This is a genomic window from Duganella aquatilis (genome assembly GCF_009674565.1).
Classification (GTDB): Bacteria; Pseudomonadota; Gammaproteobacteria; order Burkholderiales; family Burkholderiaceae_D; genus Rugamonas; species Rugamonas aquatilis.
The window spans coordinates 179,106-194,522 of the sequence record NZ_WKJL01000002.1 but is presented as its reverse complement, the minus strand read 5'-3'; the positions used below and the strand labels follow the sequence as shown (position 1 = coordinate 194,522).

Here is a 15,417-nt window from a genome sequence, read left to right as displayed (position 1 = left end):
ATACTAGGAGCAAAGTTGGTTTGTGGCTTATTTTGCTTGAGAAAATCACCGAAGAAAGTCCGGGGTTGTTAGCTTATTACCATTTGGTAGAGGCGAGTGTGGGCGGTGTTCAGTATAAAATAGCGTCAGAAATAGCAATGTGGCTATTTTTACTTGGTCCGACGAAGAGGTGGTAAATCACCGTGTTCATCGTGCGGGAAACCCGGCCTGTTTCGCTTGATCGGCAGGAAATATTGCGATGCGGTAAAATGCCGCTGCTTTGAAAGAGAGACAAGAATATTCGCCGTTCAGTATGAATGGTTTTACACTTGTTGAAGTTTCTTGGTATCAGTATAGTGCCGCCTCCGGCGCCCAAGCGGGTGCCGCGATTAAAGCCGGCGTAGATTCATTCGGCCGCATTTAGTGAACGCATCCCACGTTCCGGGATGCACAGTGGCAGCTGGGGAGTTTGCCCTCACGCACAAAACGGCACAAGCCGAGCAGCACCGAACACGCCGCACTACTGGCTTATTTTTACAGCAACACAACTGAAGGAAACACGTAATGAAAAAATCCCTTATCGCTATCGCCGTACTGGCAGCAACCAGCTCCGCAGCATTCGCTCAATCGAACGTGACCATCTACGGCATCCTGGATGCTGGCATCGTCTCCGAACGCGGTGGCGCAGCTGGCAACGTCAGCAAAGTCACCAGCGGCGCCGCATCGGCATCGCGTATCGGCTTCAAAGGCACCGAAGATCTGGGTGGCGGTCTGAGCGCAATCTTCAAACTGGAAACCGGCGCGAAAATCGACGACGGCACCCTGGACGCGACCAACACCATCTTCAATCGTGAAGCCTATGTTGGCCTGTCGTCGAAAACCGCTGGTAGCCTGACCCTGGGCCGTCAGTACACCCCGTACTACGAAACCCTGCGCGACGTTGGCGATCCATTCGCAATGGGCTACGCTGGTACCGCGAAAAACCTGTTCCCAGTTGCGTCGTACATGACCCGTAACTCGAACGCTGTTGTCTACAAAACCCCGAACCTGAACGGCTTCACCGGCGCGATCTCGTACAGCCTGGGCGAAACCGCTGGCGACGCAACCGCACAGCGTCAAATCGGCGCATCGCTGGGCTACAACAACGGTCCTCTGAACGTTGCAGTTGCTTACAACAGCAAAAACAACGACACCGCAACCGTGAAAACCGCTGGCATGGGCCACAACGGTCTGATCGCTGCCAACTACGACTTCAAAGTAGTGAAAGTGTTCGGCGCCTACTCGAAAGACAAAGGCACCGGCAGCGCACCGATCAACGGCGCAGCGAGCGCAACCGCAACCACCAACAACTTCGGTTACACCTTCGCTCAAACCGCTGACAGCGCTGACGCACTGCTGGGTCTGACCGCACCAGTTGGCGACACCGCCGGCACCGTGATGGCTTCGTACATCCGCAAAAACGACAAAGAAGTCGCTAACCGTGATGCTGACCAATGGGCAATCGGCTACAGCTACGCTCTGTCGAAGCGCACCAGCACCTACGTTGCTTACGCTAAAATCAAAAACAAAAACGGCGCAGGCTACACCGTTGGTAACAACACCGAAGCCGGTACCGGTGACAAGGCCTTCAACCTGGGTCTGAAACACTCGTTCTAATCTGATTATTCAGGTTTAGATTCAACAACGGCTGCCTGGTGCAGCCGTTGTTCATTTCCGAAAGCGATCATGATGACACGACGTGCCCTGTTTGCCGGCGCCATACTGCTGGCTTCCTGCGCCGTGCTGGCCGCGCCGAAGAGCAGCAAAAAAAACGGTGGCCTGCCGCGCTACGGCATGCAGGTGTTTTCCGACTTATGCATCCACGCCGACAGCGGCGAATTCGGCGGCCAGCGCATCACGCTGCAGCGCTTTGCCGAAGTGGACACGGTTTTATATGAATACACGGCCGGCGGCTTGAGCTGGCCGGTGGTGGCCAGCGACGTGAATATCGATCCGCGCGGCCAGCAGCTGTATTTCACGGTGCAGCCGCCCGACGAGGACGAGCGCACCATCAGCGGCAAGCTGGCCGACGGCGGCAGGACGCTGGTGCTCGATGGCGGCTACTGCGGCGACGAGGCGGTGCCGATGCGGCTGCCGCTGGTGACGGACTTCAGCCGCAAGGCCGGCGCCTGCCGCGCCTGCCCTGTGCCGAAACATAAAAAAGAAACAGAAGAAGAGAAGCCGCTGCTCGACAGCGGCTCCACCACCACCGCCGGCTTATGATTTGGCGGCCTGTGCCGCCTGCGCGGTCAGGCGGATGGTGTCCAGCGTGGCGCCTGGCGTGATCAGGTTGCCGTCGTAGCGCAGCTCGATCAGCGCCGGCAGGTTGTTGGCGCGCGTGTGCGCCAGGGCGCGCTCCAGCGCCGGCGCGAATTCCTCGGTCCTGGTGACCACTTCACCGCTGCCGCCATAGGCCACCGACAGCGCGGCGAAATCCGGATTGTGCAGCGTGGTGCCGGACACGCGGCCCGGATACTCCCGTTCCTGGTGCATGCGGATGGTGCCGAACATCGCGTTGTTGAACACGATGATGATCACGCCAGCCTGGTACTGCACCGCCGTCGCCAGCTCCTGACCGTTCATCATGTACTCGCCGTCGCCGGCAAAAGTGATCACCGTGCGTGACGGATCGATGATCTTGGCCGCGACGCCGGCCGGCACACTGTAGCCCATCGCGCCGCTGGTGGGCGCCAGCTGCGTGCGCATGCCGCCGTAGCTGTGGAAGCGGTGCGCCCAGGTCGCGTAGTTGCCGGCGCCGTTGGTAATGATGGTGTCGTGCGGCGCCAGCTGGTCGATCTGCTGCACCACCTGCCACAGATCCAGCGGCGCCTTGCCGTCCTTGAAGATGGCTGGCTGCTGTTTCCATGCCGCGTAGTCGGCGCGCGCCTCGGCCACGCTGGCCTCCCACGCCGAGGCGTCGACCGGTGCCATCGCCGCCAGCATCGCCGCCACTTGCGGCATGCCGCTGTTGATCATCACTTCCGCCTGATAGACGCTGCCCAGTTCCTCGGCGTCCGCGTGGACGTGGATCAGGCGCTGCGCCGGCACCGGCGATTGCAGCAGGGCGTAGCCGCTGGTGGTCATCTCGCCTAGGCGCGGGCCGATGGCGAGGATCACGTCCGCCTCGCGCACGCGCGCCGCCAGCTTGGGATTGATGCCGATGCCGACGTCGCCGATGTATTGCGGATGTTCGTTGTCCAGCAGATCCTGGAAGCGGAAGGCGCAGCTGACCGGCAGCTGATTGGCTTCGGCGAAGCGCTGCACGTCGGCGCAGGCCTGCGCGTTCCAGCCGCCGCCGCCCAGCAGGACCAGCGGCTTCTTCGCGCCGGCCAGCATGGCGCGCACGGTGTCGATCTGGGCGGCGGACGGCGAGGCTTGCACCGCCTGGTAGCCGCGCGTGTCGGCCACGCTGGCCTTGGTGGTCAGCATGTCCTCCGGCAGCGCCAGCACCACCGGGCCGGGCCGGCCGCTGCTGGCGATCTGGAAGGCGCGCGCGATGTATTCCGGCATGCGGTCGGCGCGGTCGATCTGCGTCACCCACTTGGCCATCTGACCGTACATGCGGCGGTAGTCGATTTCCTGGAACGCTTCGCGGTCGATGAAGTCGCTGCCGACCTGGCCGATGAACAGTATCATCGGCGTCGAATCCTGGAACGCGGTGTGCACGCCGATCGAGGCATTGGTGGCGCCCGGCCCGCGGGTGACGAAGCAGATGCCCGGCTTGCCGGTCATCTTGCCGTAGGCGTCGGCCATGAAGGCGGCGCCGCCTTCCTGACGGTTGATGATGAAGCGGATGTCGGAATCGTGCAGGGCGTCGAGCACGTCCAGGTAGCTTTCGCCGGGTACGCCGAAAGCGGTGTCCACGCCGTGGATCTTCAGGGCGTCGACCAGGATCTGGCCGCCGGTGCGGGATGGTTGCGTCATTGTGGTGAGCCTCGTCGGTGAATTATCCAAGCATTCTACGGCGGCGCCGGAAGGGCGGCTTTTGGAATGGCGACACCAAATTTCAGATTTGCAGGGCCGGACTGGTACAATACCGCCTGAAGCAAGCCAGACAGCCGCTGGCCAGTGCGTAATGCCTGGCGGGAGGAAGGTCCGGACTCCATAGAGCGGGGTGACGGTTAACGGCCGTCCGCCGAAAGTCCTTCGGGATATAAGGCGAGGAATAGGGCCACAGAGACGAGCGTATTAAGTTACGGTGAAACGCGGTAACCTCCACCTGGTGCAATTCCAAATAGGCACGCGATGATGCTGCTCGCGGAGCGTGCGGGTAGGAAGCTTGAGCGCTGGAGTAATCCAGCGCCTAGAGGAATGGCTGTCATAGCGCAGGTTCGCCTGCGCCGTAACAAAATCCGGCCTATCGGCTTGCTTCAACTAACAACCATTTTTTCGCTGCGGACGCGATGAAAAAATACATACTGGCCCTGGATCAGGGCACCACAAGTTCGCGCGCCATCCTGTTCGATCACCAAGGCCAGATCTGCGGCAGCGCGGCGCAGGAATTCCCTCAGCATTTCCCGCATCCCGGCTGGGTCGAGCACGACCCGAAAGATATCTGGCACAGCCAGCTGGCCGTGGCCCGCAAGGTCCTGGCCGACCATCACGTCGACGCCCATCAGATCCTGGCCATCGGCATCGCCAACCAGCGCGAGACCAGCGTGGCGTGGGACCGCAAGACCGGCGAGCCGATCGCGCCCGCCATCGTCTGGCAGGACCGCCGCACGGCCGACGTCTGCGACGCCTTGCGCGCCGAGGGCAAGGCCAAAAAAATCACCGACATCTCCGGGCTGGAACTCGACGCCTATTTTTCCGCCACCAAGCTGAAATGGCTGCTCGATCATGTGCCCGGCGCGCGCGACAAGGCCGTGCGGGGCGAGCTGGCGTTCGGCACCGTCGACAGCTGGCTGGTCTACAAGCTGACCGGGCAGCATGTGACGGACGTCAGCAATGCGGCGCGCACCATGCTGTTCAACATCCACCTGATGCGCTGGGATGTCGATCTGCTGCACCTGTTCGATATTCCGGAAACGGTGCTGCCGCAGATCGTCTCGTCCAGCGAAGAGGTGGGCGTTACGCATCACAGCCTGTTTGGCGCGGCGATACCGGTGGCCGGCATCGCCGGCGACCAGCAGGCGGCGACTTTCGGCCAGGCCTGCCACAAACCGGGCATGGTGAAGAATACCTACGGCACCGGCTGCTTCATGCTGATGCATCTGGGCCGGCATCCGGTGGCCTCGCACAATCGCCTGCTGACCACGGTGGGCTGGCGCGTCGATGGCGAAACGGATTATCTGCTGGAAGGCAGCGTGTTCATGGGCGGCGCCACGGTGCAATGGCTGCGCGATGGCCTCGGCATCATCCAGTCTTCGGCGGAGGTGGAGGCGCTGGCGGCCAGCGTGCCGGACAGCGATGGCGTGTTCATGGTGCCGGCGTTTGTCGGCCTTGGTGCGCCGCACTGGGATTCGTATGCGCGCGGCGCGCTGTTTGGCCTGAGCCGGGGCAGCACCCGTGCCCACATCGCCCGCGCCGCGCTGGAAGCCATCGCCTACCAGAGTGCCGAGTTGATGACGGCGATGCAGAAGGACGCCGCGATGCCGCTGATCGAAGTACGCGCCGACGGCGGCGCCGCCCGCAACGACCTGCTGATGCAATTCCAGGCCGACCTGCTGGGCGTGCCGGTGGTGCGACCCAAGGTGACGGAGACCACGGCGCTCGGCGCCGCCTACCTGGCCGGCCTGGCGGTCGGCTTCTGGGACACGCAGGAAGAAATCGCCGCCCAGTGGACCTGCGAGCGCCGCTTCGAGCCAGCGATGGCGGACGGCCGCCGTGCCGAACTGCTCGCCAAATGGTCCCGCGCCGTCGAGCGTTCCAAGGCATGGGAAGCATGACGCACAGCCACGCCTTTCCCAGCTGGCCGTTTCCCGATCCGATAGACGCGGCAAGCTATTGCACCGACGCCGTCGCGCAGCGCCGCTTGCCGGTGCTGCAGGTTGCGCATGATGACGACGGCGATTGGCAATTCCTCGACGCCGTTGAAGATTTGGGTGAACCGGTGCTGCATTGCCTGGGCTGCGTCTACGCAGCGGATCCGACGCTGGTGGAAATCAGCGACCTGCCGCGCGGGTGGGGCGCATTCCGCGAGCATGTCGGCGCACCGTGGGAGCGTTGGCAGAAAGAGTGCGATGCCCAATCGGACGACGATCAGGCACTGGCGAACATCGAGGCGCACGGCCTGCATATTCTCAATGTGGCGGAAGAGGGTGATTTGCCGCCGTTTTCATATTCGATCGGCATTCAGCAATCGCTTGGTCAGCCGGAGCTGATCGTCATCGGCCTGAAAGCGGATGTCGCCCAGACGGTCATCAACGAATGCTATCGCCAGATGAAGTCCGGTGCAGTTATCGCCGCCGGCGCGCGCGTGGCCGGATTGCTGGGCGGCGGCTTTGAATGCATCATCGGCGAAGTCTTGGCCGCGCACTACGACGAATATATGGGCTGGGCGCTGTGGCTGAACAAAGGGCCGAACTTCAGCGCCCGGCAGATCATCTTCCCCAATACCGCTGGCGTCTTCCCGTGGGAGTCAGAGGCCAGCGAGTGGTTCCGCAACTGGCAGCCGCTGCTGGCCTAAGCCAGCGAGTCGACGAAGCTGGCGATCACCTCGGCCAGTTCCGGCGCGGATTCCAGTGGCGACAGGTGGCCGGTGCCGGGCAGTACGCGCAGCGTCGCTTGCGGAATGCGGGACAGCACTTCCGCCTGCAGCACCGCCACCGGATCGACCTTGTCCAGTTCTCCCGCGATGACGATGGTCGGCACGGCGATCTTTGCCACTTCCTCGCTGATGTCCTTGCGGCTGGTGTAGTTGGGCCAGGCGACGCGCGCCTGCGGAGCGCCGCGCAGGCTGTCGGTGATGACATGGTCGCGCTGCGCCGCGCTCAGCGGCTTGGCGGTCAGCATGTGGTCGATGCTCATGCCGACCGATTCCGGCGAATTGTAGGCGCTCTCCATCGCGGCGCGCGCTTCGGGCGGCAGCGCCAGCGGCGTCGGCGGCGCGGTCGCCACCAGCACCAGTCCCTGCAAACCTTGCGGCCGGTGCGACGCCAGCAACTGCGCGATCTTGCCCCCCATCGAGTGGCCGACCAGCACGTACTGCTTCAGGTCCAGCGCGGCGACCAGGTGCTCCACGTCGGCGGCGAAATCGGTCAGGGCGTAGGCGTTGTTGCTCGGCGCGTCGGAATCGCCCCAGCCGCGCAGGTCCGGCGCCACGCTGCGGTAGCCGGCGGGCAGGGCGTCGATCACCGCGCCCCAGGTGCGGGACGAGCCGCCCCAGTAATGCAGAAAGACCAGCGTCGGGCCGTCGCCCTCCTGCTGGCTGACGTGGAGACGGATGTTGTTCACGGTGATATGCATGGCGATACTCCTTGTTGATGAATGATCCAATTGTAGATTCACTCAAACCGCGTGATAATCCATTCATTGTTATCATGAATCGATCATAAAACGATCGAATTGGATCGCCATGGACCGTTTCGCCTGTATTTCAGTATTTGTCGCCGCCGTCGAGGAGGGCAGCCTGGTGGCCGCCGGCCGGAAATTCAGCCTGTCGGCATCGATGGCGGGAAAGTACCTGGGCAGCCTGGAGGCCGAACTGGGCGTGCGCCTGATCCAGCGCAGCACGCGCAGCCTGAGCATCACCGACGCCGGACGCGCCTACTATGCACGCTGCAAACGCATCCTTGAAGAATTCGAGGAAGCCAACCAGGAAGCCAGCGAAAGCGCCGCCACCCTGCGCGGCCTGCTGCGCATCGCCGCCCCGGTCAGCTTCGGCGCCCTGCACATGGGCGAGGTGGTGGCGCGCTTCCTCGCCGACCATCCGCAGGTGACGGCCGAAGTCCTCCTCGACGACCACTACACTGACCTGCACACGGCCGGCATCGACGTCGCCATCCGCATCGGCCGCCTGGCGGACTCCGAACTGGTGGCGCGGCGGCTGGCGCCGTGCCGCATGGTGTTCTGCGCCGCGCCTTCCTATATTAGGCAGCACGGCGCGCCGCGCACGCCGGCCGACCTGCGGGCCGCTCCGCGCCTGGCCTTCCGTGGCGCCGTGACGGCCGGCGACTGGAGCGTCACCGACGCCGACCAGCGCGTGCACACCATCGCCGGGCCGCTGCGCGCGCAGGCCAACAATATGCAGCTGCTGCTGTCGATGGCGGTGGCGGGACTGGGCGTCGCCTACGGTCCGACGTTCGCCTTCGGCCCGGCGATCGCGCAGGGCGGGCTGGTGCAGCTGCTGCCCGACTGCGTGGCCGAAGAATTGACGGTGCAGGCGATTTATCCCAGTGCGCGCTACCTGCCGTCCAAGGTGCGCAGCTTTGTTGATTACGTCGCCGCAGCCTTCGCCGGCGATCCGCGATGGGATGATTTTCAGTCCCGTGCGGGGTCTCCGCGCGGCGTATAATGGCGTTTTTCGGCGCGTGCTGCACTGCAAAAGTTGTATATACAAGTTTGCCTGCGCTCGTTGCCCTGAAGTAAAAGTTACCGAGTTTTTGTGAAGGTTCCCAATCCGCGTAGGGGCGCTTCTGCTGCGCCATGCTGGCTTTTCCCTCCTGATTACCCATATTTCCCGTGAGTTGTTTATTTGATACCGCAATGTTGGCGGTTTGCAACTTTATGCATTTAGATCACTATTTTTATTCGCATAATTTTTGGCCAAAACACATGGGTACAGATGAGGTGACACCTTCACAATCTTTCATAAGTACTTAATTTATTGAACTATTTTGTTTCTAGCTGGCTTCAAGGAATCGCGCTAAGTCCTTAATTTCATTACTAAAATCCCCGTTTCGATTGGCTGAAAGCGCTTGACCACTATTCTTGCATCCTCTAAAGTGGGCATCTGTGTGAAAAAGTGTCTTTTTGTGGGAAATTTTGCCTGACTTAGCGGACAGGGAAGATGAAAAACGAAGGGTCGCGCTTTCATGCTCCGCTAACCATACTGAGGTAAAAAGGTAATCACGTGTTTCAAGGCGCGTCCGCAATCAATCTCGATGCCAAAGGCAGGATGTCCATCCCTGCCAAGCACCGTGACGCGCTGTCGATCCAGTGTGAAGGCCGCCTCACCCTGACGCGCCATCCCGACGGCTGCGTCATGCTGTTCCCCCGTCCTGTGTGGGAACAACACCGTCAACAGATCTCCGCCTGGCCCATGCAAGCGCGCGCCTGGCAACGCATTTTCCTCGGTTACGCCACCGACGTGGAAATGGACAGCGCCGGCCGCATCCTCATTTCGCCCGAACTCCGCGCCGCCGTCGGCCTGGACAAAGAGGTGATGATGATGGGCATGGGTTCCCACTTCGAGATCTGGGACGCCGCCAAGATGGCGGAAAAAGAGCAGCAGGCCATGGATGCCGGCACCCCCGATGTACTCGCAAATTTCTCATTCTAAGGCCCCGCCATGACGACAACAGCGGTGTCTGAATTCCAGCATCGTACGGTGCTGCTAGACGAAGCGGTCGATGCGCTGGCGCTGGATGGCGCGCGCGCCGACGGCGTCTTCGTCGACGGCACCTTCGGCCGCGGCGGCCATTCGCGTTTGATCCTTTCCAAACTGGGTCCGAAGGCCCGTTTGGTCGCTTTCGACAAGGATCCGCAGGCCATCGCCACTGCCGAACAAATCAACGACCCGCGCTTCACCATCGTCCACGACAGCTTTGCCACCATGCGCGAATCGCTGGCGGCCAACGGCGTGGACAAGGTGGACGGCATCTTGCTCGACCTGGGCATCTCGTCGCCGCAGGTGGACGACGCCGCGCGCGGCTTCAGTTTCCGTAATGATGGCCCGCTCGACATGCGCATGGATACCACGCGCGGCATGTCGGCGGCGGAGTGGCTCGCCACTGAAACCGAACAGACACTGGAAAAGGTGATCAAGGAATATGGGGAAGAACGGTTTGCTTTTCAGATTGCAAAGGCGATTGTTGCTCGCAGGGCAGTCGAGCCAATTTCAACCACACGACAGCTTGCCGGCATCGTGGCAGGCGCGGTCAAGACTCGGGAAAAGGGCAAGGATCCGGCAACCCGCACATTTCAGGCTATCCGGATTTTCATCAATAAAGAGCTTGAAGACCTTGAAGTCGGTTTGAACCACGCCTACGACTGCCTGGCGCCGGGCGGCATCCTCGCCATCATCAGCTTCCACTCGCTGGAAGACCGCATGGTGAAGCGCTTCTTCGCGTCCAAGGCCAACGTCGAGCAGCCGGACCGCCGCCTGCCGATCCGCGCCGTGGACCTGCCGCAGCCGGAACTCAAGCTGCTGTCGAAGATGAAGCCTTCCGACCAGGAGATCGATGACAATCCGCGTTCCCGCTCGGCGGTGATGCGCGTCGCCCGCCGTCTTCCCATTCCGGAGGGTGCATGAGCGGTAAGCTCAACCTGGTGTTGACGGTACTGCTGGTCGCTTGCGGCCTGTCGCTGGTTAACGCGCAATACCAGGCGCGCCATCTGTTCATCGAGCTGGAACGCACGCAGTCGCAGGCGCGCCAGCTGGACATCGAATGGGCGCAGCTGCAGCTGGACCAGTCGACGCTGGGCAAGCACGCGCGGATCGAGGAAATCGCCCGCCGCGACCTGAACATGACGCCGCTGACCGCGGCGCGCACGCAGTACCTGACGCCGGAGAACTCGAAATGAGCCGCGGCAGCAATGTGAACAACTCGCGCGTGGCCGCCTCCAAGGGCGTGGCCTTCTCGAAGAGCCCTGTGCTGGCGGTGCGTCTGCCGGTATGGCGTTCGCGCGTGGTGCTGTTCGTATTGTTTGCCGCCTTCGCCGCACTGGCCGGCCGCGCCTTGTGGCTGCAGGGCGTGTCGACGCAGTTCCTGCAGAAGCAGGGCGAGATCCGCTACGCGCGCACGCTGGACCTGCCGGCCACGCGCGGCAAGATCACCGACCGCGATGGCCAGGTGCTGGCCTCGTCGATTCCGGTCAAGGCCATCTGGGCGATCCCGGATGATGTGCAGGAAGCGCCGCCGGCCAAGCTGAAACAGCTGGCCAGGCTGCTCGACATGAGCGACGCCGAGCTGCAGAAGAAACTCGACTCCGACCGCGGCTTCGTTTACCTGAAGCGCCAGGTGGAGCAGGACGTGGCGACCAAGGTCACCGAACTGGGTATCGAAGGCATCCAGACCCGCAAGGAATACAAGCGCTTCTACCCGCAGGGCGAAGTGACGACCCACGTGGTCGGCTTCACCAACGTGGAGGACATGGGCCAGGAATCGATGGAACTGGCGCAGCAGAAGACGCTGCAGGGCGTGCCGGGCAGCCGCCGCGTGATCAAGGACCGCCTGGGCCACATCGTCGAAGACATCGAGTCGGTGCGCGAGCCGCACGACGGCAAGGACCTGACGCTGTCGATCGACAGCAAGATCCAGTACATCGCCTTCACGCAGGTGAAGGACGCGGTGGAGAAGTTCCACGCCAAGGCCGGCGCCGCCGTGGTGCTGGATGTGCACACCGGCGAAGTGCTGGCGCTGGCCAACTGGCCTACCTACAACCCGAACGACCGCTCCAAGCTGACCGGCGAACAGCTGCGCAACCGCGTGATGACCGACAGTTTCGAGCCGGGTTCCTCGCTCAAGCCGTTCACCGTGGGCCTGGCGCTGGATGAAAAGCGCATCACGCCGCACACCATGTTCGACACCGGCGCCGGTTCGGCGCTGATCGGCGGCCATATCATCCATGATACGCACCCGCACTACATGATCGACGTGCAGACCATCATCCAGAAGTCGTCCAACATCGGCACCTCGAAGATTGCGTTGGGCATGCCGGCCGAAGATATGTGGGAGATGTTCACCAAGGTCGGCTTCGGCCAGCAGCCGAAGTGGGGCTTCCCCGGCGCAGTGGCGGGCCGCGTGCGTCCGTATAAATCGTGGCGTACGGTGGAGCAGGCCAATATGAGCTTCGGCCAGGGTATCTCGGTGTCGCTGATCCAGCTGGCGCGCGCCTACATGATCTTTGCCCGCGACGGCGACATCATTCCGCTGTCGTTCCAGAAAGTGACAGAGGCGCCGCACGGCACGCCGGTGATCAGCCCGAAGACCGCCGCCGAAATGCGCGAGATGCTGGAAATGGTCACGCAGCCGGGCGGCTCCGCCGTCAAGGCGCAGGTGCCGGGCTACCGCGTCGGCGGCAAGACCGGTACCGCGCAGAAGGTGCTAAACGGCCGCTACTCGCAATCCAAATACATTGGTAACTTCATCGGCATGGCGCCGATGTCGAACCCACGCTTCATCATCGCCGTCATGATCGACGAACCGGGTGGCCCGGTGCACGTCGGCGGCGACGTCGCCGGTCCGATCTTCTCGACGCTGGCGGCCCAGGCGCTGCGCGCCAAGAACGTGGCGCCGGACTCGGACCTGACCCATATCATCATTCCTGAATCAGCAGCACAGGGGAACATGTGACGACTTCTACTTTCGACCCGATCGAGATTGCAGCCGCAATCCGCAAGCTGGCGCCAACGGCGAACCTGGCTTCGGATTCGCGTCGCATCAAGCTGGGCGATGTGTTTTTTGCTTATCCCGGCGACGCCGGCGATGGGCGCAGCTTTATCGAAGGCGCCATCGAGCAGGGCGCTGCATTGATCGTGCTCGATCCGGCCGGCTTTACCTGGAACGACAAGTGGGCCGTGCCTTATCTGACGGTTGAGCAACTGAAGCAGAACGCCGGCGCCATCGCGCACGCCTTCTATGCACAGCCGGATGCCGGCATGTTCACCGTTGGCGTCACCGGCACCAACGGCAAGACCTCCAGCGCCGTGTGGCTGGGCCACGCACTGTCGCGCGCCGGCGAACCGGCGGCCGTCATCGGCACGCTGGGCATCGGCGTGTTCCGCTCGCGCGGCGAAGTGGAATACGACGTCACCGGCTATACCACGCCGGACGCTGTGCTGCTGGCGCGCTCGCTGGCCGAGCTGCGCGACAAAGGCGCGGCGTCGCTGGCGATCGAAGTGTCGTCCATCGGCCTGGAACAGGGCCGCGTATCGGGCATGCATTTCGACGTCGCGCTGTTCACCAACCTGACCCGCGACCACCTGGACTATCACGGCACCATGGAAGCCTACGAGGCGGCCAAGGTCAAGCTGTTCGACTGGCCAGGTTTGAAAACCGCCGTCGTCAACCTGGACGATCCGGCAGGCGTGCGCCTGATCGATCATCTGAAAGCCAAGCCTGCGCCGCTGGCCGGCGAGATTCCGCTGATCGGCTACACGCTGCACGACAGCACCGCGCGTCCCGACATTGACGGCGTGTTGATCCTGCGCGCCAGCCAGCTGCGCGCCGGCCGCAGCGGCGGTACCGAATTCCACCTGGAGTGCCCGCTGGGCGTGGCGCAAGTGCGCACGCATCTGGTGGGTGGCTTCAATATCAGCAATGCGCTGGGCGTCATGGGCGCCGTCATCGCCAGAGGCCTGGGCCTGCGCGCCGCCATCGAGGCGGTCGAAGGACTGGAGCCGGCGCCGGGCCGCATGCAGCAGGTGGGCGGCCATGATGCACCGCTGATCGTCATCGACTACGCCCACACGCCCGACGCGCTGGAGAAAACCCTGGCCGCGCTGCGTCCCGTGGCCACCGACCGTGGCGGCCAGTTGTGGTGCGTGTTCGGCTGCGGCGGCGACCGCGATCCGGGCAAGCGTCCACAGATGGGCAGGATCGCGCAGGCGGCCGATCATGTGCTGGTCACCAGCGACAATCCGCGCAGCGAAGAGCCGCACGCGATCATCGAACAGATCCTGGCCGGCATGGACCAGAACAATCCGGCATCGACGGTGCAGGCGCTGGACGACCGCGCCGGCGCCATCCTGTCGGCGATCAAGCATGCAGCCAAGCCGGATGTGATCCTGCTGGCCGGTAAGGGCCATGAGCCGTACCAGGAAATCAAAGGCAAGAAGCTGCCATTCTCCGATGCCGACCACGCGCAACTGGCGCTGTCTGCCCGCCTGACCATGATGAGGACGAATTAATGCGCGCAGCATTCGCACAAATTCTGCCTGCCCTGACCGGCGCCCGTTTGGTGGGTGACGGTGCGCTTGTATTCAACGGCGTCTCCACCGACAGCCGTAGCGTTGCCGCCGGCGCGCTGTTCGTCGCCCTGCGCGGCGAAGTGTTCGACGCCCACAAATTCCTGCCGCAAGTGGCGGAGAAGAGTGTCGCCGCCGTCATCGTTGAAAAACTGCCGGACGGCTTCCCATTGCCGGCCATCGTTGTGCCGGATACGCTGGTGGCATTGGGCCAGATCGCCAACTGGTGGCGCAAGCAGTTCACCATGCCGGTCATCGGCGTCACCGGCAGCAACGGCAAGACCACGGTCAAGGAAATGATCTCCGCGATCCTGGCTGCGGCCCATGGCGAAGAAGGCCGCCTGGCCACGCGCGGTAACCTGAATAACGAAATCGGCGTGCCATTGACGCTGTTCCGCATGGCGGAAGGCCAGCAGTCGGCGGTGATCGAGATGGGCATGAACCACCCGGGCGAGATCGGCCGCCTGGCCGTGATCGCCGGCGCGAATATCGCCATGGTCAACAACGCCCAGCGCGAACACCAGGAATTCATGCACACGGTGGAAGCGGTGGCGCGCGAGAACGGCTCCGTGCTGGCCGCGCTGCCGAAAGACGGCGTGGCCGTGTTCCCGCATGGCGACGAGTTCACGCCGGTATGGGAAGAACTGTCGGCCGGCCGCCGCATGCTGCGCTTCGGCTTGAGCAAGGAGGCGGAAGTCAGCTGCAGCTTCCGCGCCAGCGATTTCGAAAGCGAGATGTTCATCACCATCTGCGAAAGCGAAGCGGACACGCAGCAGTTCTTCGTGCGCCTGCAAGCGGCGGGTGAGCACAACGTGCGCAATGCGCTGGCCGCCGTGGCCTGCACTTACGCCGCCGGCATCGCGCTGGAAAAGATCAAGCTGGGGCTCGACACCTTCGAGCCGGTCAGCGGCCGTTTGCAGAAGAAGCAGGCGCTCAACGGCGCCGTCGTCATCGACGACAGCTACAACGCCAATCCGGATTCGGTGCGCGCCGCCATCGACGTGCTGTCGAAAGCCGCCGCGCCGCGCGTGCTGGTGCTGGGCGACATGGGCGAAGTCGGCACGCAGGGCCGCGAGTTCCACGAAGAGATAGGCGCTTACGCGCAAAGCAAAGGCATCGAGACGGTGCTGGTTACCGGCGAACTGGCCGCGCATATGCAAGGCGCGACCATTCGTCATTTTGAAAACTTTGGCGATTTGCTGTCTGCTGTCGAAGCAGCGGTATCGCCTGATGCAACTGTATTAATCAAGGGCTCCCGTTTCATGAAAATGGAGCGGGTCGTGCAGCATTTGATTGGGTCGCAACAAGCTAACAAGGAAAGTCACTAA

At 62.9% G+C, this 15,417-nt stretch carries 13 protein-coding genes and 1 other RNA gene; 12 read left to right on the top strand and 2 right to left on the bottom strand.

What is annotated here, in order from left to right; translation table 11 throughout:
- Positions 1–543 precede the first annotated feature (543 nt).
- Together GJ698_RS05245 and GJ698_RS05240 are read left to right on the top strand one after the other, a co-directional pair.
- Complete coding sequence (locus tag GJ698_RS05245) at positions 544–1,635, top strand: porin (RefSeq protein ID WP_154356553.1); 1,092 nt, start codon at positions 544–546, stop codon at positions 1,633–1,635.
- 69 nt (positions 1,636–1,704) lie between these two features.
- Entirely contained in the window at positions 1,705–2,241 is a 537-nt protein-coding gene (locus tag GJ698_RS05240) for a hypothetical protein (RefSeq protein WP_154356552.1), read from the top strand.
- On the opposite strand, the gene GJ698_RS05235 is transcribed toward GJ698_RS05240, so the two are convergent.
- Entirely contained in the window at positions 2,236–3,942 is a 1,707-nt protein-coding gene (locus GJ698_RS05235; RefSeq protein WP_154356551.1) for a thiamine pyrophosphate-binding protein, read from the bottom strand. The genes GJ698_RS05240 and GJ698_RS05235 overlap by 6 nt on opposite strands.
- A 118-nt stretch (positions 3,943–4,060) precedes the next feature.
- Here GJ698_RS05235 and rnpB point away from each other — a divergent pair.
- From rnpB to GJ698_RS05220, 3 genes are all read left to right on the top strand, one after another.
- An RNA gene (gene rnpB, locus GJ698_RS05230) (RNase P RNA component class A) lies at positions 4,061–4,394 on the top strand.
- A 27-nt stretch (positions 4,395–4,421) separates the two neighbouring features.
- Positions 4,422–5,906, top strand: coding sequence for a glycerol kinase GlpK (gene glpK / locus GJ698_RS05225; protein WP_154356550.1), 1,485 nt, complete (start codon positions 4,422–4,424; stop codon positions 5,904–5,906).
- Positions 5,903–6,646 carry a DUF4262 domain-containing protein gene (locus GJ698_RS05220; RefSeq protein ID WP_154356549.1) on the top strand — a complete coding sequence of 248 codons (744 nt, stop codon included), beginning with the start codon at positions 5,903–5,905 and terminating at the stop codon, positions 6,644–6,646. Before glpK ends, GJ698_RS05220 begins: the two co-directional genes overlap by 4 nt.
- Here GJ698_RS05220 and GJ698_RS05215 read toward each other — a convergent pair.
- Positions 6,643–7,425, bottom strand: coding sequence for an alpha/beta fold hydrolase (locus GJ698_RS05215; protein ID WP_154356548.1), 783 nt, complete (start codon positions 7,423–7,425; stop codon positions 6,643–6,645). The genes GJ698_RS05220 and GJ698_RS05215 overlap by 4 nt on opposite strands.
- Positions 7,426–7,534: 109 nt before the next feature.
- Here GJ698_RS05215 and GJ698_RS05210 point away from each other — a divergent pair, with 109 nt between their 5' ends.
- The 7 genes from GJ698_RS05210 (at position 7,535) to GJ698_RS05180 (ending at position 15,417) form a co-directional block, all read left to right on the top strand.
- A complete protein-coding gene (locus GJ698_RS05210; protein WP_154356547.1) occupies positions 7,535–8,473 on the top strand; it encodes a LysR family transcriptional regulator in 939 nt (312 codons plus the stop codon).
- 558 nt (positions 8,474–9,031) lie between these two features.
- Complete coding sequence (gene mraZ, locus GJ698_RS05205) at positions 9,032–9,460, top strand: division/cell wall cluster transcriptional repressor MraZ (RefSeq protein ID WP_371865140.1); 429 nt, start codon at positions 9,032–9,034, stop codon at positions 9,458–9,460.
- A 9-nt stretch (positions 9,461–9,469) separates the two neighbouring features.
- Positions 9,470–10,432: a 16S rRNA (cytosine(1402)-N(4))-methyltransferase RsmH gene (gene rsmH / locus GJ698_RS05200; RefSeq protein ID WP_154356545.1), complete on the top strand. Its 963-nt coding sequence runs from the start codon at positions 9,470–9,472 to the stop codon at positions 10,430–10,432.
- Complete coding sequence (gene ftsL / locus GJ698_RS05195; RefSeq protein WP_154356544.1) at positions 10,429–10,704, top strand: cell division protein FtsL; 276 nt, start codon at positions 10,429–10,431, stop codon at positions 10,702–10,704. The genes rsmH and ftsL overlap by 4 nt, the downstream gene beginning before the upstream one ends.
- Positions 10,701–12,476 (top strand): peptidoglycan D,D-transpeptidase FtsI family protein, encoded by a 1,776-nt coding sequence (locus tag GJ698_RS05190; protein ID WP_154356543.1) that lies wholly within the window; start codon positions 10,701–10,703, stop codon positions 12,474–12,476. The genes ftsL and GJ698_RS05190 overlap by 4 nt, the downstream gene beginning before the upstream one ends.
- Positions 12,473–14,032 (top strand): UDP-N-acetylmuramoyl-L-alanyl-D-glutamate--2,6-diaminopimelate ligase, encoded by a 1,560-nt coding sequence (locus GJ698_RS05185; protein WP_371865139.1) that lies wholly within the window; start codon positions 12,473–12,475, stop codon positions 14,030–14,032. Before GJ698_RS05190 ends, GJ698_RS05185 begins: the two co-directional genes overlap by 4 nt.
- Positions 14,032–15,417: a UDP-N-acetylmuramoyl-tripeptide--D-alanyl-D-alanine ligase gene (locus GJ698_RS05180; RefSeq protein ID WP_154356542.1), complete on the top strand. Its 1,386-nt coding sequence runs from the start codon at positions 14,032–14,034 to the stop codon at positions 15,415–15,417. Before GJ698_RS05185 ends, GJ698_RS05180 begins: the two co-directional genes overlap by 1 nt.

Bases quoted from the DNA above. Each gene is read 5' to 3' on its own strand.
- GJ698_RS05210 (WP_154356547.1), top strand. From the start codon at position 7,535: ATGGACCGTTTCGCCTGTATTTCAGTATTTGTCGCCGCCGTCGAGGAG.
- GJ698_RS05235 (WP_154356551.1), bottom strand. From the start codon at position 3,942: ATGACGCAACCATCCCGCACCGGCGGCCAGATCCTGGTCGACGCCCTG.
- GJ698_RS05240 (WP_154356552.1), top strand. From the start codon at position 1,705: ATGATGACACGACGTGCCCTGTTTGCCGGCGCCATACTGCTGGCTTCC.
- rsmH (WP_154356545.1), top strand. From the start codon at position 9,470: ATGACGACAACAGCGGTGTCTGAATTCCAGCATCGTACGGTGCTGCTA.
- ftsL (WP_154356544.1), top strand. From the start codon at position 10,429: ATGAGCGGTAAGCTCAACCTGGTGTTGACGGTACTGCTGGTCGCTTGC.
- GJ698_RS05245 (WP_154356553.1), top strand. From the start codon at position 544: ATGAAAAAATCCCTTATCGCTATCGCCGTACTGGCAGCAACCAGCTCC.
- glpK (WP_154356550.1), top strand. From the start codon at position 4,422: ATGAAAAAATACATACTGGCCCTGGATCAGGGCACCACAAGTTCGCGC.
- GJ698_RS05215 (WP_154356548.1), bottom strand. From the start codon at position 7,425: ATGCATATCACCGTGAACAACATCCGTCTCCACGTCAGCCAGCAGGAG.
- GJ698_RS05190 (WP_154356543.1), top strand. From the start codon at position 10,701: ATGAGCCGCGGCAGCAATGTGAACAACTCGCGCGTGGCCGCCTCCAAG.
- GJ698_RS05180 (WP_154356542.1), top strand. From the start codon at position 14,032: ATGCGCGCAGCATTCGCACAAATTCTGCCTGCCCTGACCGGCGCCCGT.
- GJ698_RS05220 (WP_154356549.1), top strand. From the start codon at position 5,903: ATGACGCACAGCCACGCCTTTCCCAGCTGGCCGTTTCCCGATCCGATA.